Source organism: Streptomyces rubiginosohelvolus (genome assembly GCF_014649875.1).
GTDB classification, from domain to species: domain Bacteria; phylum Actinomycetota; class Actinomycetes; order Streptomycetales; family Streptomycetaceae; genus Streptomyces; species Streptomyces rubiginosohelvolus.
Genome location: NZ_BMTW01000008.1, coordinates 227,542 through 253,466 on the forward strand (window position 1 = coordinate 227,542; position 25,925 = coordinate 253,466).

21 protein-coding genes and 1 tRNA gene are annotated in these 25,925 nt (G+C 70.4%); 3 read left to right on the forward strand and 19 right to left on the reverse strand.

Going from position 1 to position 25,925, the window contains the following annotated elements; genetic code table 11:
* Window positions 1-407: 407 nt before the first annotated feature.
* Both IE134_RS19975 and IE134_RS19980 read right to left on the reverse strand, forming a co-directional pair.
* Entirely contained in the window at window positions 408-2,192 is a 1,785-nt protein-coding gene (locus IE134_RS19975) for a DEAD/DEAH box helicase (protein ID WP_030708774.1), read from the reverse strand.
* Between the two features lie 197 nt (window positions 2,193-2,389).
* Entirely contained in the window at window positions 2,390-3,901 is a 1,512-nt protein-coding gene (locus IE134_RS19980; protein WP_098016831.1) for an MFS transporter, read from the reverse strand.
* Between the two features lie 204 nt (window positions 3,902-4,105).
* Here IE134_RS19980 and IE134_RS19985 point away from each other — a divergent pair.
* A tRNA-Cys gene (locus IE134_RS19985) sits at window positions 4,106-4,180 on the forward strand.
* A 74-nt stretch (window positions 4,181-4,254) separates the two neighbouring features.
* Here the strand turns inward: IE134_RS19985 and IE134_RS19990 are convergent.
* The 14 genes from IE134_RS19990 to IE134_RS20055 all read right to left on the reverse strand — a co-directional run bounded on the left by IE134_RS19990 (window position 4,255) and on the right by IE134_RS20055 (window position 20,345).
* Entirely contained in the window at window positions 4,255-5,028 is a 774-nt protein-coding gene (locus IE134_RS19990; RefSeq protein ID WP_030708778.1) for a hypothetical protein, read from the reverse strand.
* Between the two features lie 64 nt (window positions 5,029-5,092).
* Window positions 5,093-5,239 (reverse strand): hypothetical protein, encoded by a 147-nt coding sequence (locus tag IE134_RS19995; protein ID WP_229823671.1) that lies wholly within the window; start codon window positions 5,237-5,239, stop codon window positions 5,093-5,095.
* Window positions 5,240-5,323: 84 nt separating this feature from the next.
* Window positions 5,324-6,007 carry a hypothetical protein gene (locus IE134_RS20000; RefSeq protein ID WP_143660280.1) on the reverse strand — a complete coding sequence of 228 codons (684 nt, stop codon included), beginning with the start codon at window positions 6,005-6,007 and terminating at the stop codon, window positions 5,324-5,326.
* A 32-nt stretch (window positions 6,008-6,039) separates the two neighbouring features.
* Window positions 6,040-8,382, reverse strand: a complete 2,343-nt coding sequence (locus IE134_RS20005) for a hypothetical protein (protein ID WP_189431245.1) — start codon at window positions 8,380-8,382, stop codon at window positions 6,040-6,042.
* A gap of 19 nt (window positions 8,383-8,401) precedes the next feature.
* Window positions 8,402-8,821 carry a hypothetical protein gene (locus IE134_RS20010; protein ID WP_030708790.1) on the reverse strand — a complete coding sequence of 140 codons (420 nt, stop codon included), beginning with the start codon at window positions 8,819-8,821 and terminating at the stop codon, window positions 8,402-8,404.
* A 309-nt stretch (window positions 8,822-9,130) separates the two neighbouring features.
* On the reverse strand, window positions 9,131-11,494 hold the full coding sequence (locus IE134_RS20015) for a xanthine dehydrogenase family protein molybdopterin-binding subunit (protein ID WP_189431247.1): 2,364 nt from the start codon (window positions 11,492-11,494) through the stop codon (window positions 9,131-9,133).
* Window positions 11,495-11,570: 76 nt separating this feature from the next.
* Window positions 11,571-13,139, reverse strand: a complete 1,569-nt coding sequence (locus IE134_RS20020; protein WP_189431249.1) for a (2Fe-2S)-binding protein — start codon at window positions 13,137-13,139, stop codon at window positions 11,571-11,573.
* Entirely contained in the window at window positions 13,136-14,032 is an 897-nt protein-coding gene (locus tag IE134_RS20025; protein ID WP_179255662.1) for an FAD binding domain-containing protein, read from the reverse strand. The genes IE134_RS20020 and IE134_RS20025 overlap by 4 nt, the downstream gene beginning before the upstream one ends.
* 327 nt (window positions 14,033-14,359) lie before the next feature.
* Window positions 14,360-16,072 carry a beta-N-acetylhexosaminidase gene (locus IE134_RS20030; protein ID WP_189431250.1) on the reverse strand — a complete coding sequence of 571 codons (1,713 nt, stop codon included), beginning with the start codon at window positions 16,070-16,072 and terminating at the stop codon, window positions 14,360-14,362.
* Window positions 16,073-16,076: 4 nt separating this feature from the next.
* A complete protein-coding gene (locus IE134_RS20035; RefSeq protein ID WP_010062110.1) occupies window positions 16,077-16,925 on the reverse strand; it encodes a carbohydrate ABC transporter permease in 849 nt (282 codons plus the stop codon).
* Window positions 16,922-17,908 carry a carbohydrate ABC transporter permease gene (locus tag IE134_RS20040; protein ID WP_030708800.1) on the reverse strand — a complete coding sequence of 329 codons (987 nt, stop codon included), beginning with the start codon at window positions 17,906-17,908 and terminating at the stop codon, window positions 16,922-16,924. The genes IE134_RS20035 and IE134_RS20040 overlap by 4 nt, the downstream gene beginning before the upstream one ends.
* Window positions 17,909-17,910: 2 nt before the next feature.
* Complete coding sequence (locus IE134_RS20045; protein ID WP_189431253.1) at window positions 17,911-19,215, reverse strand: extracellular solute-binding protein; 1,305 nt, start codon at window positions 19,213-19,215, stop codon at window positions 17,911-17,913.
* A gap of 242 nt (window positions 19,216-19,457) precedes the next feature.
* On the reverse strand, window positions 19,458-19,754 hold the full coding sequence (locus IE134_RS20050) for a DUF3039 domain-containing protein (RefSeq protein WP_006124925.1): 297 nt from the start codon (window positions 19,752-19,754) through the stop codon (window positions 19,458-19,460).
* A gap of 30 nt (window positions 19,755-19,784) precedes the next feature.
* Window positions 19,785-20,345, reverse strand: a complete 561-nt coding sequence (locus IE134_RS20055; RefSeq protein ID WP_006124926.1) for a YqgE/AlgH family protein — start codon at window positions 20,343-20,345, stop codon at window positions 19,785-19,787.
* A 287-nt stretch (window positions 20,346-20,632) separates the two neighbouring features.
* Here IE134_RS20055 and murA point away from each other — a divergent pair, with 287 nt between their 5' ends.
* Complete coding sequence (gene murA, locus IE134_RS20060) at window positions 20,633-21,973, forward strand: UDP-N-acetylglucosamine 1-carboxyvinyltransferase (protein ID WP_007450559.1); 1,341 nt, start codon at window positions 20,633-20,635, stop codon at window positions 21,971-21,973.
* Window positions 21,974-22,059: 86 nt separating this feature from the next.
* Here murA and IE134_RS20065 read toward each other — a convergent pair whose 3' ends face one another.
* The gene (locus IE134_RS20065) at window positions 22,060-22,932 is read right to left on the reverse strand and encodes a helix-turn-helix transcriptional regulator (protein WP_050513569.1); all 873 of its coding nucleotides are present in this window, start codon (window positions 22,930-22,932) and stop codon (window positions 22,060-22,062) included.
* Between IE134_RS20065 and IE134_RS20070 the strand changes: the two genes are divergently transcribed.
* Window positions 22,931-23,386 (forward strand): DUF2000 domain-containing protein, encoded by a 456-nt coding sequence (locus tag IE134_RS20070; protein WP_030708807.1) that lies wholly within the window; start codon window positions 22,931-22,933, stop codon window positions 23,384-23,386. The two genes, IE134_RS20065 and IE134_RS20070, sit on opposite strands and share 2 nt — an antisense overlap.
* Before the next feature lie 112 nt (window positions 23,387-23,498).
* Here IE134_RS20070 and IE134_RS20075 read toward each other — a convergent pair whose 3' ends face one another.
* Window positions 23,499-23,780 (reverse strand): HU family DNA-binding protein, encoded by a 282-nt coding sequence (locus IE134_RS20075; RefSeq protein WP_003968811.1) that lies wholly within the window; start codon window positions 23,778-23,780, stop codon window positions 23,499-23,501.
* Window positions 23,781-24,156: 376 nt separating this feature from the next.
* Window positions 24,157-25,593 (reverse strand): NAD-dependent malic enzyme, encoded by a 1,437-nt coding sequence (locus IE134_RS20080; protein WP_030708809.1) that lies wholly within the window; start codon window positions 25,591-25,593, stop codon window positions 24,157-24,159.
* Window positions 25,594-25,925: the final 332 nt, after the last annotated feature.

Consider the following 25,925-nt stretch of genomic DNA (forward strand, 5'->3'; position numbering starts at 1 on the left):
GCACCGGCTGCGCTCCGCGGCGGCGTTGCCACGGGGCGTTCATATGGCGGGGACAGTAGCGAGCCAGTCCGCTCAGCGGAAGTCCTCGTCCAGAATCCGGTCCCCGGACGCGGGCACCGGAACGGCGCGCGCATAAGGGCCGGTCAGCGGGACGACGTCCGGAAAGCGAACATCTACGCGCGTTCACGTGTCACGACTCCGCGGGGCCGGTGCGTCCACGGATGTGAACCGACGTTAACTCCGTGTGAACGGACACCGGAGAAATTTCCCGGGCACGAGGCCCGGAAACACGGCCGGACCGCCGGGGAGGGCCGGTAACGCCGTCGGCCCGTACGGAGGTTGGGACCTCCGTACGGGCCGACGGGAACAACAGGAACAGCGGGCCGACGGGAACGAACCGCTGCGGGTCACGTCATGCGCGTCGCCCACTCCTGGACCTTCGCGATGCGCGTCTGGATCTGGTGGGCCGTGGCCTCGGCGCTCGGCGGGCCGCCGCAGACGCGGCGCAGTTCGTTGTGGATCACGCCGTGCGGCTTGCCGCTCTGGTGGGTGTAGGCGGAGACCATCGTGTTGAGCTGCTTGCGCAGGCTCAGCAGCTGCTTGTGCGTGACCACGGGCCGGGCCTCGGCGGGCTTCTCCAGGAGGTCGGCCTCCTCGGCCGGCTTCTGGCGGCTGTGCGCGATCTGCCGGCTCTGCCGCTTCTGGAGGAGGAGCTGCACCTGGTCGGGCTCCAGGAGGCCCGGGATGCCGAGGTAGTCCTGCTCCTCCTCACTGCCCGGGTGGGCCTGCATGCCGAACTCGGCGCCGTCGTACAACACCCGGTCGAAGACGGCGTCGGACTCCAGGGCCTCGAAGGGCAGCTGGTCCTCGGTCTCCTCGTCCTCCAGCCTCTCGGCGTCGGCGAGGAGCTTGTCCTCCTCCGAGAAGGGGTTCTCCTCGTCGCTGCCCTTCTTCGGCTTGTCGAGGACGTGGTCGCGCTCGACCTCCATCTCGTTGGCGAAGTCGAGGAGCATCGGGATCGTCGGTACGAAGACGGAGGCCGTCTCGCCGCGCCTGCGGGAGCGCACGAAGCGGCCGACGGCCTGGGCGAAGAAGAGGGGCGTCGAGATGGTGGTCGCGTACACGCCGACGGCGAGCCGTGGCACGTCGACGCCCTCGGACACCATCCGCACCGCCACCATCCAGCGCGACTCGTCCGCGCTGAACTGGTCGATCTTCTTCGACGCGGCCTTCTCGTCGGAGAGGACCACGGTCGCCGACTCCCCGGTGACCTTCTTGAGGATCTTGGCGTACGCGCGGGCGGAGTCCTGGTCGGTCGCGATGACGAGGCCGCCCGCGTCGGGGATGCCCTTGCGGACCTCGGTGAGCCGCTTGTCGGCGGCGGCGAGGACGTTGGGGATCCACTCACCGGTGGGCGCGAGCGCGGTGCGCCAGGCCTGGCCGATGGCGTCCTTGGTCATCGGCTCGCCGAGCCGGGCGGCGATCTCGTCCCCCGCCTTCGTACGCCAGCGCATGTTGCCGCTGTAGCTGAGGAAGATGACCGGGCGGACGACGCCGTCGGCGAGCGCGTTGCCGTAGCCGTAGGTGTAGTCGGCCGAGGACCGGCGGATGCCGTCGTTGCCCTCCTCGTACTGGACGAAGGGGATCGGGTTGGTGTCCGACCGGAACGGCGTACCGGTCAGGGCCAGCCGCCTGGTCGCCGGGTCGAACGCCTCCTGGCAGGCCTCGCCCCAGGACTTGGAGTCACCGGCGTGGTGGATCTCATCGAGGATGACGAGCGTCTTGCGCTGCTCGCAGCGGTTGCGGTGCAGCATCGGGCGGACGCCGACACCGGCGTACGTCACGGCGACCCCGTGGTACTCCTTGCTCAGCGGACCGGCGCTGTAGTCGGGGTCGAGCTTGATCCCTATCCGGGCGGCCGCCTCCGCCCACTGCTTCTTGAGGTGCTCGGTCGGGGCGACGACGGTGACCTGCTGCACGACATGGTGGTGCAGCAGCCACGACGCGAGGGTCAGCGCGAACGTGGTCTTGCCGGCGCCGGGCGTCGCGACGGCGAGAAAGTCGCGCGGCTGCTCCTGGACGTACCTCTCCATGGCGCCTTGCTGCCAGGCTCGCAGCTTGTTGGCGGTGCCCCAGGGGGCACGGCCGGGGAAGGCGGGTGAGAGGTGGTGGGAGGCGGTGGTAGTAGTCACGGTCTCCGGTTCGGGGCTCTCGGGTACGTGGGGCGCTGCCGTCACCGGGCCTGACCTGATCGGCCCGGCCCGCGATACGACAACCGGGCCACCCTACCGGGGGCCCGGTTGAAACCCGGTACGAACGAACCGCGCCGACGGCCGACGAGACCGTGCTCACATCGCGTCGACGAACACGTCCCGCAGCCCTGCGGGGGTCACTTCCCTCGCGCCCCCACGACGACCCGGGTCGCCACCCACACCCCCACCAGCGCCACCCCCGCCATCGGCAGGAACACCGCCGCGAACGCGCCCGGGTGCGAGCCCGCGGACCCCGCCTGCACCGCCCCGTGCGCGGCCGCGCCCACCGCCCCGCCGCCCAGCGCCGCGAAGGCAGCGCCGCCGGAGGCCAGGAGCAGCACGTTGGAGAGGCCGTCGGAGATCTGGAGGGCTGCGGAGTTGGAGCCCGCCTCCTCGGGGGCCGACAGCTTCAGGAGCAGGACACTGGTGGAGGCGATCACCATGCCCATCCCGAAGCAGCCGAAGGCCCAGGCGACGGCGACGATCCAGACGGGGACCCCCTCGATCAGCACGGAGGGCGCGAGGGCGATCGAGGCGGCGACGAGGAGCATGCCGGTCACCATCAGCCGCTCGCGGTGCGCCTCCATACGCGGCCGGGACTGGACGAACGAACCGAGCGCCCAGGTCGCCCCGCCCACGGCCAGCGACAGCCCGGCCATCGTCGGGGAAAGTCCGCGCTGGGTGACCAGCATCAGCGGTACGAAGGACTCGGCGGCGATGAACGACCCGGCGGCGATCCCGCGCAGCAGGACCACCGAGGGCAGCCCGCGCGCGGCCCGTACGGTCCCGGTGGGCAGCAGTCCGCGGACGGCGGGCACGAGCAGGGCGACACCGACGGCGGCGGGCAGGAGCGCGAGCCAGTTCAGCTCCTGCCCCGCGTACTGGAGCAGCCCCGCCCCGGCCGAGATCCCGAGGGCCAGCCGGATGCGGCGGCGGTCGTACGGCTCGGTGGCGGCGGCCGGGTCGGCGGGCCCGGAGGCCGTGCGCCGGATCGCCGGGAGGGCCAGGGCGAGCGGGATCACGATGAGGACGGGGATGCCGACGAAGACCCAGCGCCACCCGAGCTGTTCGGTCACCGTCCCGGAGGCGAGCGGTCCGACGACGGAGGGGATCACCCAGCTCGCGGCGAAGGCGGCCAGGATCGCGGGCCGGATGTGCTCGGGGTAGGCCCGCCCGATGACGACGTACAGCGCGACGATCACCAGCCCGCCGCCGAGCCCCTGGACGGCCCGGCCCGCGATGAAGACCCACATGCTCGTGGCCGCCCCGGAGAGCAGCAGCCCGACGCCGAACGCGGTGATCCCGGTGGCGAGCGGCTGGAGCGGCCCGCGCCGGTCGGCCCACTGCCCGGAGAGGACCATGGCGAAGAGGCTGGTGGTGAAGTACGCGGAGAAGGCGAACGCGTAGAGCGGGATCCCGTTCAGCTCGCGGGCGGCGACCGGCATCGCCGTACCGACCGCCGTCGCCTCGAACGCGATGAGGAACACCACGGACACGATGCCGATGCTCAGCGCCCGGTAGGTGCGCCCGAGGACCCCTTCGACGGCCGCGGCGGGAAGGTCGGACAGCGGGTCCGGGGAGAGGGCGTCGGCCGCGGGCGGCGCGAGGTGTGCGGCATCGGTGCCGTCACGGGGTTCGAGGGCGGTCATGAGGTCAGCGTAAGGGGCATGGGCCGGTTTGAACCCTGTCGATATACGGTCCCGGGCTCGGCCCTTGGTCGTAGGTCCAGAGCCCGGCTGTGAACGGCGTATGGCAGTCGCGTTGCACGGCGGCCGGATTCCTTGAGGCGGGGGACGGGGACCCGTACTGTCGAGGACAGAAGAAGACAGAACAGCGGAACAGCACCCACCCCCGACCGTGTGCCCGAGAGGCTCAGGGGCTCGACTGCAACTCGAGTTACACCGGTTCGAATCCGGTCACGGTCTCCAGAAAGCGGAAGGGGCCGCCCCACGACAGGGGCGGCCCCTTCCGCTTCCGCGTGCACGGCGGCCCGCCCGGTCGGTCAGCCGGTCTTGAGCGCCTTCATGACATCCCGCATGTCATTGATCAGATGCCCCTGGTACGCGAGGGTCTCGGGCTCCTCCGGCGCGTCCGGCATCTCCTCCACGCTTCCGCCTTCGCTCTCGTTGTAGGACAGCGAGGCGGAGAGAGCCAGCGTCACGACGGCACCGCCTTCCACCACGTTCAGACGCAGGGTGTTGTCGCCCATGATCAGCAGATACGCCTGATCCCCGAGGTCCGGCACCCTCTCCACCCGATCCACGGACGTACCGTCCATGTCCGTCACGGTGCTGCTCGCCTCGAACTCGGGCCGGGGATCGGTCTCCTTGTGCAGCTCGGCCGTGAGGGAGGCCTGATAGCCCTTGTACCAGCCCGCCCCTTCCCCGCCGTCCCGCTCCCCCAGTTCCGACTCCGGGAAGTCGACGGTGCATCGGATGCGGTGGAGGGCGGGATGCTCGATTCCGTCCAGTTCGGTGGTCGTCTCGGACTCCGGCTTGCCCAGCGCCCTGGCGAGCTCCTTGAGCTCCATCGCCGCGCAGGAACCGGACTCCACGCGGTAGCCCCGCGCGTCCGGCTTCCCGTCGCCGCCGATCCCGTAACCGAAGACGGCCGCCGCCCACACGGCCGACGCCGTCAGCGCCCCGGCGACACCCCAGAGCGCCCCGTGCCACCGCCGCCGGCCGGAGGGAGCCCCTTGCTCCGCATCGAACCCGCTCACCACGTCCGCGGACGAGCCCGGCTCGTCCTCCCCCACCAACTCCGGCTCGGATATCACGCCGGCACCTCCCCCTGGTCAACGGCCACGGTACCGGCCGGACTTCTCCCCGCGGCCCCGCACGTCACACGGGGTCGAGTGCCGGCCGGGGCTCCAGCCCTCCGTCGTTCTCGCAGCGCAGTTCCTTGGCCAGGGCCAGGGCGAAGGAATGAGCCATGGTCGCGTAGGCGTCCTTCAGCTCCTCCGGGTCCTTGGGCGACCAGCGCTCCACGTCAATGTCGATATGAACCGGCGCGGAGCCGGGCAACCAGAGCCGCGATGGCCGTCAACGGGTCCCTCCTGTGCTGCATCGCCATCAGGAGTCGCTCTCTGCAGGGCGGCCGAGCGGTGGGAGCTCTTGCAAACCCTGGTCCAGATTTTCGGGGAGACCGGCACTGTCCTCGCATTCGAGCTTTTCGGCCAACGCCAAGGACGCGGAGTGAACAACGCGAAGGTTGTCCATCAAGTTGTCTTGAGCGTCGCCCCGGTCATGGGCTTTGCCCAGCCCTCCATAGATCCGTGCCGGGCGGTTCTTCGAGCCGTCGAGCTGCGGGCTGACGCATTCGAAATAGATGCCGGCCGAGCGAACGTTAGCTACCGCCTCCTTACCCAACGAATACCGCTTCGCCCCTTCTGGATTACCTGGGTAATTGACGTCCTGTGGAGCGTATATGTGGAAAGCCAGGGTCGTCTCTTCACCACTGCGACTCCCCTTCGCAGCCATCTCGCAGAGTTCTTCTCTTGGCGACCAGCTACGACCGGAGGCGTACCCCTTCTCGATCTCTTCGACCAGCTCGCCCATGCCACCACCTGCTCGCCGCTCGAAGGACGTCGCGCCCGTCACGGTCTCCACCGTCTTCTCCAGATCACCCGCGAACACCCCATCGCACACCTCCGCCGCGTTTACGTATGGCGACTGGGGCTCCGGGTCCGACGAGCATGCGGTGGCACAGACGGCCAGGAGCAGGCCGGCGATCAGTGTCTTTCCGTTCCGGTTCACACCCATACCTTTCATTGCAGGCCGGGGCGGTCTCAGCCCGTCTCCGGATCCGCACCCTGCTGATTCTCTCGTTCGTTACCGACCCCGTAGCCCAAGAGCATCGATTCCTTCAGATCCTCTCGGAACTTCGAATCTTCCTGGGTCGTGTGAAGAGCGAGGAAATCCTCCATCGGAGCCTCCGCCATCGACTCACCAGAGCGATAGATGCTGTTCCACTCCTCTCTGGTGAGTTGCTCTGCCTTCTCCTTGCTCTTGTCGACCGAGTTGTCCGAGACATCTCCGACGACCTGGCCGATGACCTGCTCCGCGGCGCCGCCGGCCGTGTCGGTCGCCAGGGGGATCAGCACGGCGGCCGCACCCACCGCAGCCGTCGCCGGCAGGAACGCGACGCCGGCGGCGATCCCCACCCCCGCGCCGAACTCCACCCAGCCCGCACGTTTGGCCACCGCCTTCTCGTAGTCCTCGTGCTTCTTCATGTTGTCCGCCTGGACCTGGTCGGCCCTGGACTGGTCGAGCATGCCCTGAACCTCTGCACCGACCCGGACGGTCGTGCGTGCGGCGCCCGTGTCGATGGTTCCGTCGGGGCCCACGTGTGTTTCCAAAGCGCTTCTGGTGTACGCCTGCTCCGCCGCGGAAAGGGTGGCGTAGGCATCAGGGTGCTGGCCTAGGGCACTGAGGAATTGGCGAGCGTTCGAACGGGCCTCGTCACCGTCATCACCGAAGGGTATATGCCCTTCGATATTTTTGGTGGGGGCGAAGACACTATTCGCGTCACCCTTGTCCAGAGCCCAGTTGATGTCATCGATATATCCCGCGCCCATGACGCCCATGCTGTCCGCCAAGCCCTCCTGGTGCTTGAGCAAGCCAGCGTCCGACCCATACTTCTCCATGACCTTCTGCATGATCGCGGCATTGTCGGCGTCCCGCTGTACACGCGCGTCCGGCTCGCCCGCCGGGTAGCCCAGGGTCGCCGCCTCCAGGGCATGGCCCAGCGCGTCCGGCATGTACTGGAGAGTGGGTCCCAGCTTGTCCGGGTCGGTGGAGTTGGAGTCCGGGAACGACTCCCACTTCTCGTTTCCGAAGAAATCGAGGTAGTTGTCGATGGCCTCGCCATCCTGCTTGCCGAGGTCGGCCGTGGCGCCCTGGTTGACCGTGCCGTCCTCGTTGTAGGCCGTCGGGTCATCGGTGAAGAACTTCTTCGCCGCTTCCGGACTGTTCCCCAGCGCCTCCAGCATGGCGGTGGTCGGGTCATAGCCGGACCCGTTCTTCCCCGAGGGGTTGTACGGGTTGTCCAGGAATCCGTTCACCTGCTTGTTGCCGGCGAACCGGTAGGGATCCTGCTGGTGCAACTGCGCCACGTGCTCGGCGATCGGGTTGAGGAACTTCGCGTCATAGTTCCCGTACCGCATGATGCCGCCGAGCAGTTGGTAGCCGTACGGGCCGCCACCGTTGTCGTACTTGGACAACGGGATCTGCTGGGTGCCCATCTTGCGGAGCTCCGGCCCCCACTCCGCGGTGAACGCCTTGTCGTGCGAGGCGGTGGCCAGGTTGAGGCCGAGGTTGCGCTGGAGCGCCTGGACGTCCGCCAGGCGCTCCTTGTCGACCTTGCTGTAGTCGTTCGTGTCCGTGGCAAGCTGACCGAAGAAGGCGAGCGCCTTCTCCGGGCCGAGCTTCTCGTAGAAGTTCTTCGCGAACTCCTCCGATTTGCCGTTGTCGCGCAGCAGCTCGTTCAGCGCCTGGAGTTCCGCGTGCGTGAGGTCGCGGCCCTTGTTTGCCAGGGCGACGGCTCGGGCCGCCTCTTCCTGGTCGAACTTGGTGTACTTCGGAGCGCTGAAGTCCTTGCGGTCGGTGACGTTGGCCTCGAGAGAGTTCTTGAAGGTCACATCGGTGTCGTTGCAGGTTTCGACGATGGCGTCGATCTTCTTCTGCCACGACGCGATGTTCTCCCTCTCCTGCTGGAGGTACTTGCTGAAGTCGGGGTCGTGACGCGCCGCGTTGTTCTCGGAGATCGGGGAACGCGCCGTGACCTTTCCTCTGCCGTCCACCGAGATCCCGGCGGCCGGCCCCTCGTGGTCCCGGATGTTGACGAGGTCGTCCTTGGCCTTCTTGAAGGCCGCGTACCCCTCTTCGAGCAGCGTCTTCACACCCTTGGCCTCGGCTGCGGCGTCCGCGAACTCCTTGACGGTCTTGCCGACGAACGCCTTGGTGACCCCCGCGTTGAGGCCTTCCCAGCTCGCCTTGTTCGCCTTCGCCTTCATTCCGTCCGATGCGTGATCGGCGAGCCTGTCCAGCTTCGTCGCCATTTCCGACCAGTCGTCGGCCGCCGCCTTCAGCTTCCCCAACGGGGCTTCGACGATGTCCTCGTAACTCAGCATGTGCGCGCTCCCCCGAGCCCTACTTCATGTATTCCGACAGCTTGGAGATCGACGTCAGATCTCCACCGATCTTCACGTCGTCCTTGGCGTGCTGCGCCTTGGTGTAATCCAGGTGGTTCGAAATGTGCGCACAGGAATCCAGCAGCGTCTTGAGGTGCTTCTGCCAGAAGTCGTGCACCTTCAGAACCGCCGAGCCGCTCGCGAAGTTGCCGTTGGTGAGCGCGATCGCCGCCGCGAAGGTGGCCGGACGGGCGTGGTCACCGTCCTTCGACAGTCTCGTCCTGAGCTCGTAGGCGTCATTCCCGATAGCTCCGAGATCGTCCCGGTTCACCACCAGGTCCGGCGCACCGCCACCCTCAGCCGGAGCACTGTTGATCTGCATGGCGCTTCGCTGAGCCGCAGCCGAACGCAGTTCGGCCCATTCCTTCTCGAATGTCACGAATTCCCTCAGGTCTCATCCGTGCGGATTGCCTTCGCGGCAACGATACCGTTGAGGGAACAACGCGGACGAGCAAGGTCCACGCCTCTTGCCGGTCATGAATTCAACGAAGAGGCGCTGGGCAGGGAAATGTCCTTTGTCGCCCCCCTCTTACCGATTACCGCACATTTCTGGGCTCACGTACGAGGTCTCGGCCGGGCGCAGGCTCCAGCGGCGACGCCCCCTGCTGAGCGCCGAACGCCGAGCGGGACCGTCGCCGGACCCGCCCGGTGCGTCTCACCCCTTCAGTGCCGTCGCCCGGACAACACCTCAGCCCCTCGGCGCCGTCGCCACCGCCGCCTGCGGCCTGATCGGGAGGCGGTTCACCGGGCGGCCCGTTGCCGAGCGGACCGCTGAGGCCACCGCGGCCGGGGCCGTGACGACCGGGACTGCCGACGCGGGCTTCGCGCCGAAGGGGGCCACCACGTCGCGTTCCTCGACCAGTTTGACGATGCGGATGTCGGGGGCGTCCAGGGCCGTCGGGAGCGCGTAGCCCGTCAGGTCGGGGTGGCGGATCAGGCCCTTCGCGGTGCGGAGGTTCTCCGTGAGGGCCGCGCCGATGCCCTGGGTGATGCCCGCCTCGATGCGGATCACCAGCTGAGCCGGGTTCAGGACGCGGCCGACGTCCTGGGCGACCGCCATCTCGACCACGCGGATCGAGCCGAGTTCGATGTCGACGTCGACCACCGCCCGTACCGCGCAGAACGCGAGGCCGACGAACGCGTCGCCCTGGCCCGCCTCGTCCAGCGGTTCCGTGGGATGGGGGCGGCACTGGGCGGTGGCCCAGAGTTCCTTGCCGTCCATCGCCTCCATGACGGTGGTGGAGAGCACCCCGTCGTACGAGGTGATCTTGCCGTCGGCGATCTGGAGCAGCTCCGTGGACATGCCGAACTTGTGGGCCAGCGGCTGGAGGAGCTGGGTGCGGACCATCTTCGCCGCGCGTTCCACCGCCCCGCCGGAGACCCAGGTGTGGCGGCCGTGCGTCGCCGGGCCCGCGGGGGGTTGGTCGGTGTCCACCGCCGCTACGTGGACCTCTTCGACGCCCAGGGTCTCCTGGACGATCTGGCGGGCGAGGGTGGTGAAGCCCTGGCCCGTTTCGACCGCCGCGCAGATGACGGTGGCCACGCCGTCGTGGACCCGGACCGTGGCCGTCGAGACCTCGTCCGTGCCTTCGGCGCCCAGCATGTGCACCATGCCCAGCCCGTAGCCCACCCCCCGGCGCACCGCCCCCGGCTCCCCCGCGCCCTCGGGGCCGCCCGGCAGCAGCCAGTCGTCCTCCGGGGCGTCCTTGGGGAGGGCGGGGAGCGGGAAGTCGCGTACGGCCTGGAGCAGTTCGGCGACCGGGGCCGGGCACGTCACCGTCTGGCCCGTGGGCAGGATGTCGCCCGTGGAGAGCGTGTTGCGCAGGCGCAGTTCGGCCGGGTCGATGCCCAGCTTCGCGGCCAGCTTGTCCATCTGGCCCTCGTACGCCGCGCAGACCTGCATCGCGCCCTCGCCGCGCACATGGCCCGAGGGCGGGTTGTTCGTCCGGACCGCCCAGCCCTCGATGAAGGCGTGCGGGACGACGTACGGGCCGCAGGCGAACGCCACGGCGGCGGCCAGGGATTCGGAGGAGGCGTCGGCGTACGCGCCCGCGTCCAGGAGGATCTGGGCCTCCACCTTGACCAGCCGGCCCTCCGCGTCCGCGTGGTGGCGGTAGCGCAGGAGGGTGGGGTGGCGGTGGGTGTGGCCGAGGAAGGACTCCTCGCGGCTCGCTGCCAGCTTCACCGGGCAGCCCGTGCGCAGCGCCAGCAGGCCCAGCGGGATCTGGAATCCCGGGTCCTCGCGGTCGCCGGTCGCCCCGGGCACCCCGGTCACGACGACCTTGACCCGGTCCGGCTCCAGGCCGAAGCAGGCCGCGATCAGGTCGCGGTCGGTGTGCGGGTCGGTGGAAGCGGTGTAGATCTCGACGCCGCCGTCGGGCCTCGGCACGGCGAGGCCGGCCTCCGCGCCGATCGGGGCGGGGTCCTGGCGGCCGATGCGGTACAGGCCCTCGACGACGACCTCGCCGGCCGCCTCGGCGTCGCCGTAGCGCAGCGGGATGTGGCGGATCAGGTTGCCGTCGGGGTGCAGGGGCTCCGCCGCGAACGCCTTCTCCGGGTCCGTGACCGGCTCCAGCACCTCGTACCGTACGGCGATGGCGGCGGCGGCCAGCCGAGCCGTGTCCGGGTGGTCCGCGGCGACCGCGGCGATCGCCTCGCCGTGGTGGCGGACCAGGTCGGAGGCGAACACCGGGCGGTCCACCACGTGGCGGCCGTAGTTGCTCTCCCCCGGCACGTCCTCGTGCGTGACGACCGCCCGCACCCCGGGCATCTCCTCGGCGCCCGAGGTGTCGATGGACAGGATCCGCGCGTGCGGGTGCGGGGAGCGCAGCACGGCCGCCCACAGCAGGCCCTCGGCCCAGAGATCGGCGGCGTACGGGAAGGTGCCCTCGGTCTTCGCCCGGGCGTCGGCGGCCGGGAGCGATGAACCGAGGCCCATCCGGGGCTGCTCCAGGTCCTGGTCCGGGCCGCCGCCGGGTCCGCCGCTCAGCGCGTCGATCCTGGGCAGGCTGGTGCTGGTCGCGTTGGCCGCGGTGGCCGCGTCGCTGCTCACGCCGCCTCCTTGTCGATCACGTGGTGCTGCTGGTGATGCGTGTGCCGCTGCTGTACGGCGGGGCCGCGGGCGTGCCTCACAGCGCCTCTCCCTCGTGCGGGTGGGGGCCCTGCTGCACGCCGCCGGCGCCCGGCTCGGCCTGGTGCGGGATGCGCGCCTCGTCCGGGGCCGCCGTGGCCGCCGCCTCGGCGTTCGCCTCGCGGGCCGCGACGACGTCCGCCACCGCGTCGAGCACGCCCCGGTAGCCGGAACAGCGGCAGAGGTTGCCGCAGAGCGCCGCCCGGGTCTCCAGCTCGGTGGGGGCGTGGTTGCCCTCCAGCAGGTCGTGGACGGTCATCGCCATGCCGGGGATGCAGAAGCCGCACTGGACGGCTCCGCAGGCGGACAGGGCGCGCTGGACGTCGGACGGTTCGCCGTCGACCGCCAGGCCCTCGACCGTCCGCACCTCGCTGCCCGCCGCCGTGGCCGCGGGGACCAGGCAGGAGGCGACCAGTCGGCCGTCGACCTGGACGTTGCACGCGCCGCACTCGCCCTGCGAGCAGCCGTCCTTGGCCCCGGCCAGACCGAGGCGCTCGCGGAGCACGTAGAGCAGGGACTCGCCGATCCAGGCGTCGCTGACCGGGCGGTCCACACCGTTCACATGGAGCAGGTAGGACGCGGCGGGGTGCTCGCTCGGCACGTCGGGGAGGGCGGGGGCCTCGTCGGCCGGAGCGGGGAGGTCGGGGGCGGTGGGGGCGGTGGGGGCGGTTGCGGTGGGGGCGGTGTCCGCTACAGCCTCCGTCGCTGCCTCCGCCTCCGCGTTCGGTTCCGCTTCCTCCTCCGGGAGCGCTTCCGCTTCGCCCTCCGCGGACGCGTTGCCTTCGGCTTCCGGCTCGGCTTCGGGTGCCGCCGCCGGTTCCGGTTCCGGGGCCTCCTCCGGCGCCGGTACGGGAGCGGCCTCCGGTTCCGGTGTGGCCCAGGGGGCGGGCGCGCCGCCGGGCAGCGTGGCCGGGCGGGCGCTGTCCGTGTACCACTGCGGAGTGTGCGCCGACGCCAGGAACTCGCCCGATTCGTCCGGGAGATCCCCGTCCGCGACCGGGATGGTCCACTGGCCCGTGTGGCCGGAGTGACCCGTGTGGGCCGAGGCATCGGGCTCCCCCGCCGCCTCCGGGGCCGGCGCCGTCTCCCCCAGGGTCTCGGTGAAGTTCCACTGGGCCGTGGCGTGCGAGGTGTCCTGGTACGGGCCCTGGTAGCCGCTGTCCACGCCGCCCTGCTGGTTCGGGTCCGGCCACTGGATCGCCCCGGTCTCCTGCGCGGCGGCCTCGTACGCGGCGGCGGCCTCCTCGGCGCGCTGCTCGGCCTGCGCCTGCTGGGTCTGCGTCTGGATCACCCAGCTGCCCGTCGCCGCCGGGTCCAGACCGGCGGCCGGGGTCAGCGGAACGATCATCGGCGGGACATACCCGTGGCCGGGCGCGGCCAGCGGGATGTTCGCCAGGTCCTCCGGCGGCAGGTGGACGAACGCGGTGGCGTCGGCCGCGGTGGCGTCGGCGTCGAAGCCGTCGCCCTGCGGGGTCGGCTCCCAGCCGCCGTACCGGGGGTCCGGGCCCTCGGAGTGCCCCTGTCCCTGCTGCCCGTACCGCTGGTGGGGGTTTTCCTCATTGCTCACGACAGTGCCCTCCCCAGCGCGCGTCGGGCGAGCGCGGCGACGGTGCGCCGCAGATGCAGGACGGCCGGGGACAGCGGCGGGGCCTCTGATCCGTCGGCCGGTGGTGCGTGGTCCGGGATGCAGGCGGCGGCGACGTACTCGCCGAAGGCGGCCAGCGCGTCGGGGGCCAGGCCCCGCTCGCCGTCCCAGTCGATCAGCGAGGCGATCCACCGCTCCGCCTCCAGCGGGCGCAGCGGCATCGGGGCGATGGCGCCGACCGCGCAGCGCACGCCCCGGCGGGCCGGGTCCAGGACGATGGCGACCGAGGCGGTGGCGCGGCCGGGGCCGGTGCGCCCGGTGGCCTTCAGGAAGACCTGCGGGGCGTGCAGCAGCGGTACGCGGACGAAGCCGATGAGCTCCGCGGGCTCCAGCAGTTCGCGGCCGGCCAGCAGATGGGAGACGGGGATCTCGCGGCGGGCGCCCTCGGGGCCCGCGATGACGAGCTCGGCCTCCAGCGCGGCCAGCACCGGCAGGGAGTCGCCGGTGGGCGCGGAGGTGACGATGTTGCCGCCGAGCGTTCCGGCGTTACGGATCTGGGGCGGGCCCGCGGCGCGGGCGGAGGCGGCGAGGGCGGGGATGAGGGCGGCGAAGTCCGGGCGTCCCATCCGGGCGTGGGTGAGTCCGGCGCCCAGGAGGGCGTGGCCGTCCTGGTAGTGCCAGCCGCGCAGCTCGCTGATCCGGCCGAGGCCGACCAGTCCCGAGGGGCGCAGCAGCCCCTTGTTGACGGCTGCCATCAGGTCCGTGCCCCCGGCAACCGGAACGGCTGCGGGCATGGCGCCGAGAGCCGCCACGGCCTCGTCCAACGAGGTCGGCAGCGTCACCGACTGCATCGCCTGCGGTGCGTGCGTGGTCAACCCAGCTGCCCCTTCCCGGTGTCCCGGCGCTCTGGCCTGTTCCGCCGTACGGTACGTGTTCACAGCCCGGACGTGGCAACTCTGGCACATCTTCCGATCGGACCGGAGCGAGGGTCCGCGAAGGACGGTTCCGTCCCTGACCTGCGGGATGTTCCGGTTTCGCATGTCTTCGGCGGGGAAGGTGAATTGCCACTCTTCAGCGAGGCTTGTACGACTTATGCCCTTCGTTCCCTCGCGCTGTCCCGCGCCGGCGGGCGGGCCGTCCCGGACGCGCGTCGGCCGCAGCGGTCCCGGAGGACGGCTGCGGCCGACGGAGGCCCTGAGGGGTCACACCACCGGAGGCTCCCCCTCCAGCGGGCGGCCGAGGATGCCGGGGCGCTGCTGGCGGGGGTACGGGCCGCCCGGCGGGCGGTAGTCGACGCCGAGGGCGTCGAGGCGGGCGTAGTGGGCTGCCCGCATCCGGGCGTCGAAGGCGGCGAAGTCCCGGTCGGCCGGGGCGGGCAGGGCGGACCAGGCGACCTCGGCGAAGGCGGCGAGGCGCGGGAAGACCTGGTAGTCGACGCGGGCCCGGTTCTGCATGACCTCGGTCCACACGTTGGCCTGGGTGCCCAGGATGTGACGGGCCGCCTCCTCGCTCAGGCCCGGCGGGACGGGCTCGAAGCGGTAGACGTTCTCCAGGGTCCGTACGTACCCGATGGGCATCGGCTCGTCGGGGCCGCCGTCCTGACGGTGGTCCAGATACACCTGCTGCTCGGGGCACATGACGACGTCGTGCCCGGCCTCGGCGGCCGCGATGCCGCCGCCGTAACCGCGCCAGGAGGAGACTGCGGCCCCTTCGGCGAGGCCGCCCTCCAGGATCTCGTCCCAGCCGATGAGGCGGCGGCCCCGGGCGGTGAGCCAGGCGTCGAAGTGGCGGATGAACCAGGACTGGAGGCCGTCCTCGTCCTTCACGCCGAGTTCGGCGATCCGGGCCTGGGCGAGCGGGGACTCCTTCCACTGGTCCTTGGGGCACTCGTCGCCGCCCATGTGGACGAAGGGCGAGGTCTCGGCGGGGAAGAGCTCCAGCACCTCCTCCAGGACGCCTTCGAAGAAGCGGAGGGTGTCGTCGGTGGGGGCGAGGACGTTCGGGTTGACGCCCCAGGTGTCCCAGACGGAGAGGGCGGTGGTGTCGATGACGTCGGTGTTGCCCAGCTCGGGGTAGGCGCTGATCGCTGCCTGCGAGTGGCCCGGGATGTCGATCTCGGGGACGACCCGGATGTGCCGCTTGGCGGCGTAGGCGACGATCTCGCGGATGTCGTCCTGGGTGTAGAAGCCGCCGTAGGGGGTCTCGTCCCACAGCTCGGAGGCGCGGTGGCCGTATTTGGTGCGCGAGCGCCAGGAGCCGACCTCGGTGAGGCGCGGGTAGCGCTTGATCTCGATGCGCCAGCCCTGGTCGTCGGTGAGGTGGAAGTGGAAGACGTTCAGCTTGTGGGCGGCGAGCAGGTCCAGGTAGCGCAGGACGTCGTCCTTGGGCAGGAAGTGCCGGCAGACGTCGAGCATCATGCCGCGCCAGCCGAAGCGGGGTTCGTCCTCGACGACGACCGGCGGGACCTCCCAGGTGCGGCCGGGGGCGAGGGGGGCGCGGCGGAAGGCGTCCGGGCCGAGGAGCTGACGGAGGGTCTGGGCGCCCCGGAAGACGCCTGCCGCCGTGCCGCCCGTGATGCGTACGGCGTTCGCCTCGACGGCCAGGCGGTAGCCCTCGGGGGCGAGCGCATCGTCGAGCTCCAGCACGATGCCCTGCCCGGTGGAGCCCCGCCCGGAGCCGTCGCCCGCGCTCGTGCCGGTGCCGTCGCCCTCGGGCAGGGGCAGTCCGGTGGGCGGGCCGAGCGTGGCGCGCAGCCAGCGGGCGACTCCTTCGGTGCCCGGTCCGGCGGTCAGCGGGGTCCGGTAGCCGAGCGGGTAGGGCCCGGCGGCGGCCGCGGTCAGGGTGCGGGGGGCCGGGATCAGACCGAGGGCCGCGGTGTCCACGGTGCCCGTGACGACGGAGTTCTCGGGTGTCATGACGTCAGTCCTTTACCGCTCCGCCCAGTCCGGAGACGAGGCGTCGCTGTACGAGTACGAAGAAGACCAGTACGGGGATGGTCATCACCGTCGAGGCTGCCATGATCCCTCCCCAGTCGTTCTCGTCCGGCTTGAAGAAGACCAGCAGCGCCATCGGCAGCGTCGACTGGGAGGTGTCGCTGATGATGAACGACTTCGCGAACAGGAAGTCGTTCCAGGTGGTGATGAAGGAGAAGACGCTGGTGGCGACCAAACCCGGGAAGACCAGTGGGAAGAGGATCTGCCACAGGAACCGCGTACGGCTGGCCCCGTCGATGTAGGCGGCCTCCTCCAGCGCCTCGGGGACGGCCTTGACGAAGCCGCGCAGCATCCAGATGGCGAACGGCAGCGAGAAGGCGAGGTGGGGCAGGATCAGCGAGCCGAGCGTGTTCAGCTGGCCGAAGTCCCGCATCAGGAAGAACAGCGGGATGGTCAGCGCCTCCACCGGCACCATCTGCGCGACCAGGAACATGATCAGCAGGGTGGTGCGGAACTTGAAGCGGAAGCGGGTCACGGCGGTGGCGGCCAGGAAGGCGACCAGCGCGGAGAGGATGACGACGGTGCCCGCCACCAGCAGGCTGTTGAGGAAGTAGCGGCCGAAGTCCTGCTGTTCGAAGACCCGGCGGAACGAGTCGAGCGAGGGGGCCAGCGTCCACGGGCGGGCGTCGGTGGACTGGATCTCCCCGGCCGGTTTGAAGGCGGAGAGCACCATCCAGTACAGCGGGAAGGCGACCGCGACGGCGATGAGCAGGGCCGCGGCCTCGGCCATCAGCCTGCCGGGCCGCTTGACGCGCAGAAGCGTGCGTGCGCTCACAGTTCCTCCCCCTGGCGGCGTACGAGACGCAGATAGACGAGCGTGACGGCGAGCAGGATCACCAGCATCACGACGCCGATCGCCGATCCGAGGCTGTACTGCGAGGACGCGAACGCCTTCTGGTACGCGTACACGTTGAGCACCAGGTTCTGGCCGGCGATGCCGCCGCCGTTGGTCATGACGTAGATCTGGGTGAAGACCTTGAAGTCCCAGATGATCGACTGGATGGTGACGACGATCAGGATGGGCTTGAGCATCGGCGCCATGATGGTGCGCCAGATCCGCCACTGGGACGCGCCGTCCAGCGAGGCGGCCTCCAGCACCTCGGTGGGGATGGCCCGGATGCCCGCGTAGACGGTGACCATCACGAACGGGAACGAGCACCACAGGACTTCGAGCAGGACGAGCGCGAAGGCGCTGTAGCGGCCGTACGTCCAGGAGAAGTCGCCGAGTCCGAGCACCTTGTTGACCGGTCCGAAGTCGGGGTCGAAGAGGAAGACCCAGACGGTGGAGCCGGTGATCGCGGGGGTCGCCCAGGCGCCGAGCGCGGCCATCATCAGCGCGAGCCGGGGCAGGGCGCGGATGCGGGTGAGCAGGACGGCCAGCGCGCAGCCGACGGCCAGGGTGGAGACCACGCAGGCCGCGGCGAAGAGCACGGTGGCGAGGAGGACCTGCCAGAACTGGCTGTCGTTGAAGAGGGTCGTGTAGTTGCCGAAGCCCTGGAAGGTGGTGGGTTCGCCGCCGCTGACCTGGGCCTGGGTGTACTCCAGGAACGAGATCAGGCCGAGCTGGTAGATCGGGTAGACCAGCAGTCCGGCGAGCAGGACGAGGGCGGGCAGCAGGTAGAGCCAGGGGGTCCAGCCGGAGTGCCCCTTGGGGGACACGGACCGGCCGCGCCGGGGCGGGCGGGCGGCCGGGGTGGCGCCGCCCGCCCCGGCCGCGCCCGCGGGCGGGGCCTTGAGCGGTGAGGTGTGCGTGGTCATCGTCAGCCGGCTTCGGTGAAGGCCGCGTCCATCTTCTTCGCCGCGTCGTCCGAGGCCTTCGCCACGTCCTTACGGCCGGAGACGATCTCCTGGAACATCGTCGGCAGGATCAGCGAGGCGTCGATCTGGCCCCAGGCGGGCGAGGCGGGGACGAACTTGGCACCCGAGCCGAGGGTCTCGACGAACGGGGCGACGAAGGGCTCCTTCTTCGCGGCGTTGTCCAGGACGTCGGTGTAGGTGGGCAGGAAGCCCATCGCGTCGAACATCTGGGCCTGGGTCTTCTTGCCGGACAGCGACTTCATCAGGTCGACGGCGAGGGTGCGGTGCGAACTGCTCTTGAGGACACCGAGGTTGTTGCCGCCCGCGAAGGCCGGGGCGATGGAGTTCTCCGCGACGCCGGGCAGCGGGACGACGGCGTACTTGCCCTTGACGGCACCCGCCTCGACGGCCGCGTGGCTGAAGTCGCCGCCGATGGCCATGGCGGCCTTGCCGGAGGCGAAGGCGGTCACGGTGGCGTTGCCGCCCATGGAGGCGCACTTGGCGGCCGGACAGTTGTCGTCGCCGAAGAGGGAGGTGTACGCCTCGATACCCTTGCGGGACTTCTCGCTGTTGATGCCGGAGGTGAACTTCCCGTCGGTCCCGCCCGCGAGTTCGCCGCCGTTGGCCCAGATGAAGGGCATCGCGCCGTAGGTGTACGCGCCGCCGACCGCGAGGCCGTAGAGGTCGGGCTTCGCCTTGCGGATCTTCTTGGCGGTGGAGATCAGTTCGGCCTGGGACTTGGGGGGATCGATGCCGAGGTCCTTGAAGACGTCGGTGCGGTAGTAGAGGGCCCGGACGCCGACGAAGAAGGGCGCGCCGTAGACCTTGCCGTCCACGGTGACGGACTGCTTGGCGATCGGGTCGGTGTCCTTGGTCTCGTCCCAGGCGCCGAACTCCTCGGTGACGTCGGCGAGTCCGCCGTCCTTGACGTATCCGGCGGTGTCGCTGTTGCCGTACTCGATGAGGTCCGGGGCGCTCTTGGGGTCGTTGAAGGCCGCCTTGATGCGCTGCGCCCGGGTGTCGACGGGTATGTACTCGACCTCGACCTTCGCGCCCTTGTGGGTCTTCTCGAAGTCGGCGACGGCCGCGTCGATGACCTTCTCCTTGGGCTTGTTGCCGACCTCCTGGAAGAGCCAGACACGGAGCGTGCCGCTCTTGTCGTCACCCTTCGCACTGGTGTCGGAGGTCTGCGGCGCACAGGCGGTGGCGGTGAGGCCGGCCAGCACAAGCGCCGCGACTGGGGCGGCAATTCGGGCAGAAAGCTTCATCCGGAACCCCTACCGGTCAATCGTTGCACCATGTGCAACGTGCGTTTCGTTCTGCACAACTGGCAGGAGAGTAGATCCGCGTTCCGGAGACGACAAGTGGTCTCGACCACTCTGTGACCAGCGGATGCAGCCCGTGCAACGCGACCGCACCGTCACCTTCCGTGAGCAGGCACGGAGAAGGCCCCCGGGGCGTGCGGTGTCGCACGCCCCGGGGGCCTTTCAGCGGGAGTCGGGGGCCGGACCTACTTCTTGTCCTTGCCGCCGCCCTTGCCCTTGTCCTTGTCGCCGCCGGCGCCCATGGACTCGTAGATCTCCTTGCACATGGGACAGACCGGGTACTTCTTGGGGTCGCGCCCCGGCACCCAGACCTTCCCGCACAGCGCGACCACGGGAGTGCCCTCCAGGGCGCTCGCCATGATCTTGTCCTTCTGGACGTAATGGGCGTAGCGCTCGTGGTCGCCGTCGCCCCTCGACACCTGCGGCGTCGGCTCGACGAGGGTCCCCGTACCTGCCCCGCGATCGGGCTCAAGAGTGCTCATAACCGCCAAGGGTACTGAAAGAGACGGGGTTCAGTTGAGCGAAGGGTCGTCCGGATACGTGGCGATCATCGCGAGCTCGCTGCGCTGGCGGCGGAGCACCGCGCGCCAGAGCTGTTCGGGGCGCGGGGAGGAGACGTCGCCGGGCTCGGACTCGACCACGTACCACGCACCCTCGGCCAGCTCGCCCTCCAGCTGACCGGGGCCCCAGCCCGCGTACCCGGCGAAGATCCGCAGCGAGCCGAGGGCGGGGCCGAGCAGCTCCGGCGGGGTCTCCAGATCGACCAGCCCGATCGCCCCGTGCACCCGCCGCCAGCCGAGCGGGCCCTCGTCACCGGGGATCACCGCCACGCCGAGCGCGGAGTCGAGCGAGACCGGGCCGCCCTGGAAGACGACGTCCGGCTCGCCGGTCAGGGCGGCCCAGGACGCGAGGATGTCGCCGACGCCCACCGGGGTCGGGCGGTTGAGGACCACGCCGAGGGAGCCCTCCTCGTCGTGGTCGAGGAGCAGCACCACCGCGCGGTCGAAATTCGGGTCCGTGAGGGCGGGTGCGGCCACGAGCAGTCGCCCTGTGAGCGAGGACACCTCGGTCATGGCACGAATGATCCCGCATCTTCGCCCTCCACGGGGGGCGAGTGCCCGTGACGCCGCCCTCAGGAGAGCGAGCGCAGCTCAGGGCGCACGGAGGCACGGGGAGCGCACCGTCCGGCGGGGACGCTGTGGGCCATCCGGACGGTAACCCTCCGCAAGATCGGGTGCGCGGAGGGTGTTGTGGCGGATTCATGACGTTCGCACACCCCCCTTCGCCTTACGGAACGGGGGTAGGAGGCCATTACCCTTTTCGTTGGCCCCCTGCCCGACCACTCCGGAACGCGAGATACATGACCGGCACAGACGATGTCCTGCTTGTCCACGGCGGCACCCCGCTGGAGGGCGAGATCCGCGTCCGAGGCGCCAAGAACCTGGTGCCGAAGGCCATGGTCGCCGCGCTGCTCGGCAGCGGGCCCAGCCGCCTCCGCAACGTTCCCGACATCCGTGACGTACGGGTGGTCCGGGGACTCCTCCAGCTGCACGGCGTCACCGTCCGCCCCGGCGACGAGCCGGGCGAACTGATCCTCGACCCCTCGCACGTCGAGTCGGCGAACGTCGCCGACATCGATGCCCACGCGGGTTCGTCGCGCATCCCGATCCTGTTCTGCGGCCCCCTGCTGCACCGCCTCGGCCACGCCTTCATCCCGGGCCTGGGCGGCTGCGACATCGGCGGCCGGCCGATCGACTTCCACTTCGAGGTGCTGCGCCAGTTCGGCGCGACCATCGAGAAGCGGGCCGACGGCCAGTACCTGGAGGCCCCGCAGCGGCTGCGCGGCACCAAGATCCGGCTGCCGTACCCCTCGGTGGGCTCCACCGAGCAGGTGCTGCTCACCGCCGTCCTCGCCGAGGGCGTCACCGAGCTGTCCAACGCGGCCGTCGAGCCGGAGATCGAGGACCTCATCTGCGTACTGCAGAAGATGGGCGCGATCATCTCCATGGACACCGACCGGACCATCCGGATCACCGGTGTCGACAAGCTCGACGGTTACACCCACCGGGCGATCCCGGACCGCCTGGAGGCGGCCTCCTGGGCGTCGGCGGCGCTGGCGACCGAGGGCAACATCTACGTGCGCGGCGCCCAGCAGCGCTCGATGATGACCTTCCTCAACACCTTCCGCAGGGTCGGCGGCGCCTTCGAGATCGACGACGAGGGCATCCGCTTCTGGCACCCGGGCGGCGCGCTCAACGCCATCGCGCTGGAGACGGACGTGCACCCCGGCTTCCAGACCGACTGGCAGCAGCCGCTGGTGGTGGCGCTGACGCAGGCCGCGGGCCTGTCGATCGTCCACGAGACGGTGTACGAGTCGCGGCTCGGCTTCACCTCCGCGCTCAACCAGATGGGCGCGCACATCCAGCTGTACCGCGAGTGCCTGGGCGGTTCGGACTGCCGCTTCGGCCAGCGCAACTTCCTGCACTCGGCGGTCGTCTCGGGACCGACGAAGCTGCAGGGCGCGGACCTGGTCATCCCGGACCTCCGGGGCGGCTTCTCGTACCTGATCGCGGCGCTGGCGGCGCAGGGCACCTCCCGGGTGCACGGCATCGACCTGATCAACCGCGGTTACGAGAACTTCATGGAGAAGCTGGAGAAGCTCGGCGCGAAGGTGGAGCTGCCGGGCGGTTCCCTGGTCTGACCCCGCTCAGTGCTGCCGCACACAGCACTGCGCACCCGGCGCCCCGGTCCCCTCCCTGAGGGGGCCGGGGCGCCGGCTTTTCCCGCTCACGAGGCCCTGGGAATCCCTCCCGAGCGGGCGAACCGGCCCGGGGTCGTGCCCGCGATCCGCTTGAAGTGCCGGGTGAGGTGGGACTGGTCGTGGAAGCCGACCGCGACGGCCGCCTCCCCCGGCGGTACGCCCTCCAGCAGCAGGCGGCGGGCGGCGTCGACCCGGCGGGCCGTCACGTACTGGTGCGGCGCGATGGCGTAGGCCGCGCTGAAGGCCCGTACGAGGTGGGTCGGGTGCGCGTGGACCAGCCGGGCCGCCTCGGCGAGCGTGACGCCCTCCCGCAGCCGCTCGTCCAGCAGCTCACGCAGGTCCCGGGCGACACCCGGACCGGGCCGAGGGGGCTCCGGGGCCGCCACGGGCCGCAGATGGCCGCGCAGCCGCTCCCCGACGAACGCCAGGCGGCTCTCGGCCTCCAGCGCGTCGCCCGGGTCCGCGAGGGCGGTGTGCAGCCGGGCGACACGGGCGCGCAGCAGCGGGTCGGCCAGGTCCGGAGTGTCCACGGCGGGCCCGATGAGGCTCGCGTCGAGCTGGCTCATGTCCAGATAGAGCACCCGTTTGCGGAACCCGTCCGGGGTGGCGGGCGAACCGTTGTGCGGTACCTGCGGCGGCAGCAGGCTGACGGTGCCGTCCGGGGTGCCGTGCTGATGGCGGTCCAGGTCGTAGCGGACGGCCCCGTCGTCGACGATCAGGAGCGTCCAGGCGTCGTGGACGTGCATGGGGTAGGCGTGCTCGGTGAAGCGGGCGTGGAAGACCTCCACGACCCCGGCGACGGACGGTCGCCAGGCCGAGATCTCCTGCGGGCGGCTCACGCGGGTCACGCCAAGAACGTACAAGACGCTCCGGCGGGGCGGCGGCCAGTCTCGACCCATGGGAAACACGCACGAGAACGCGAGCGGCGACGGGACCGCGCCCGTCCGTTTCGACACGAAGATCGCGGTGCTGCTCCGCGACGACCTGGAGACCTGGCAGCGGCTGAACGTGACCGCCTTCCTGGTGAGCGGCCTGGGGACGGCGGCGCCGGAGGTGATCGGCGAGCCGTACGAGGACGCCGACGCGACCGCGTATCTGCCGATGCTGCGGCAGCCGGTGCTGGTCTTCGAGGGGGCGAAGGAGACGCTGACCGCGGCACACACGAAGGCGCTCTCCCGGTCCCTGAAGGTGGCCCTGTTCACCTCGGACCTGTTCGGCACGGGCAACGACCGGGACAACCGCGCGGCGGTACGGGCCGTGGGGCGGGACGCGCTGGATCTGGTGGGTCTGGCCGTGTACGGGCCGCGGAACGCCGTGGACAAGGTCCTGAAGGGCGCGCGGATGCATCCGTGAGGTCCGGGCCCCGAGGCGTACCGGCGGGGCTGTACGGAGCGCATGTGCCCCCGGCATGCGTGAGGGCGGCCCCTCCTGGTCGGGAGGGGCCGCCCTCTTTGCGCCTTTGGGGTTACTTGCCCTTGGCGGCTTCCTTGAGCTTCGAGCCCGCGGAGACCTTCACGCTGTAGCCGGCGGGGATGTTGATCGGGTCGCCGGTCTGCGGGTTCCGAGCGGTGCGAGCGGCACGGTGGGTGCGCTCGAAGGTCAGGAAGCCGGGGATGGTGACCTTCTCGTCGCCCTTGGCGACGATCTCACCGACGGTCTCGGCGAGCGCGGCCAGCACGGCGTCGGCGTCCTTGCGAGTCACCTCGGCGCGGTCGGCCAGGGCGGCCACCAGCTCACTGCGGTTCATGTTGTTACTCCCGTGTTCTTCTTGCCTGTGAGGCGTGAGATCGAAGCCGATGCTGCCAGGGCCCTCTGACAGTCCCCGGACCCGGGTCTGATGTCAGACCCTCTCGCCCGATTACGCATCCTGCCCCCACCAGCGGCGGGAAAGCCAATCCGGAACCCTTCGGGGTCGATGAAAAGCGCCACGGTTTGCTCGTGGTGACGCTCCGTCGACTTGGCCGAGCGGTCCGCAGCGGATGCCGGGCCCCGCAGGGCCCACTGCCCGCCCACCCTAAAGGGGCGTTTGGGGCGCCGCGACCCGCGACGCGCCGTACGGCACGGGCGGGTGCGGCCCGGGGTACTTCGCGCGTACCCCTCGAAAGGACCCCGAAACGGCTGGGTCAGACCGTCGTGGAGGGGTCGGTCGCGGAGGCACCGGCGGCCTTCGCGGCGGCCCGGACGGCTCCGGCGACCGCGCCCGCGACCTTGTCGTTGAAGACCGAGGGGATGATGTAGTTCGCGTTGACCTCGTCCTCGGCGACCACGTCGGCCAGGGCGCCGGCGGCGGCGAGCATCATCTCCGTGTTGACGGTGCGGGACTGAGCGTCCAGCAGGCCGCGGAAGACACCCGGGAAGACCAGCACGTTGTTGATCTGGTTGGGGAAGTCCGAGCGGCCGGTGGCGACGACGGCGGCCGTCTCCCGGGCGATCGCGGGGTCGACCTCGGGGTCCGGGTTCGCGAGCGCGAACACGATCGCGTCGTCCGCCATCGCGGCGACGTCGTCGCCGTTCAGCACGTTCGGGGCGGAGACGCCGATGAAGACGTCGGCGCCGACGACGGCCTCCTTGAGGGTGCCGGTGACGCCCTCGGGGTTGGTGTTGTCGGCGATCCAGCGCAGCGGCGAGTCGGGGTCGGCGGCGACCAGGTCCTCACGTCCGGCGTGCACCACTCCGTGGATGTCGGCGACCACCGCGTGCTTGACGCCCGCCGCGATGAGCAGCTTCAGGATGGCCGTACCGGCCGCGCCCGCGCCGGACATGACGACCCGTACGTCGCCGATGCTCTTGCCCACCACGCGCAGGGCGTTGGTGAGGGCGGCGAGCACGACGATGGCGGTGCCGTGCTGGTCGTCGTGGAAGACGGGGATGTCGAGGGCCTCGCGCAGCCGGGCCTCGATCTCGAAGCAGCGGGGCGCGGAGATGTCCTCCAGGTTGATGCCCGCGAAGCCGGGGGCGATGGCCTTGACGATCTCGACGATGGCGTCGGTGTCCTGGGTGTCCAGGCAGATCGGCCAGGCGTCGATGCCGGCGAAGCGCTTGAAGAGGGCCGCCTTGCCCTCCATGACGGGCAGCGCGGCCTTCGGGCCGATGTTGCCGAGGCCGAGCACCGCGGAGCCGTCCGTCACAACTGCGACGGAGTTGCGCTTGATGGTGAGGCGGCGCGCGTCCTCGGGGTTCTCGGCGATGGCCATGCAGACCCGGGCGACGCCGGGGGTGTAGATCATCGAGAGGTCGTCACGGTTGCGGATGGGGTGCTTGGACGCCATCTCGATCTTGCCGCCGAGGTGCATGAGGAACGTACGGTCGGAGACCTTGCCCAGCACGACGCCCTCGATGTCGCGCAGACCTTCGACGATCTCGTCCGCGTGCGAGGTGGAGGTGGCGGCGATGGTGACGTCGATCCGCAGCTTCTCGTGGCCGGACGCGGTCACGTCGAGGCCGGTGACCGAGCCCCCGGAGGACTCGACGGCCGTGGTGAGCTGGGAGACCGCGGTGCCGCTCGCGGGCACCTCCAGCCGGACCGTCATCGAGTACGAGACGCTGGGCGCCGTTGCCATGGCCGAGTCCTTCGCTTTCCTTAGCTTCATTGCCGCACATCCGGAGGGTGGGTTCCGGATGTGCTTCCCGATCGTCGCACCTACCGGCTGGTAGCCGGTAATGACTGCCGTCTTTCGGAAAGTAGTTTCCACCATACGAGAGATCACCCGTTCGGCGGAACCCCCAACGGGCCGGAAACCCGCCGACGGGACCCCTGCAACGAGAACAGACCCGCGCCACCAGGAGGTGACGCGGGTCTGTCTTTTTCGCTTAGGTGGCACCGACCCGCCATGCTCGCCTCGCGGCAAGTGGTCGCTCGAAGCGACGAAGGTTGGGCCCGGGGGCTTGGATC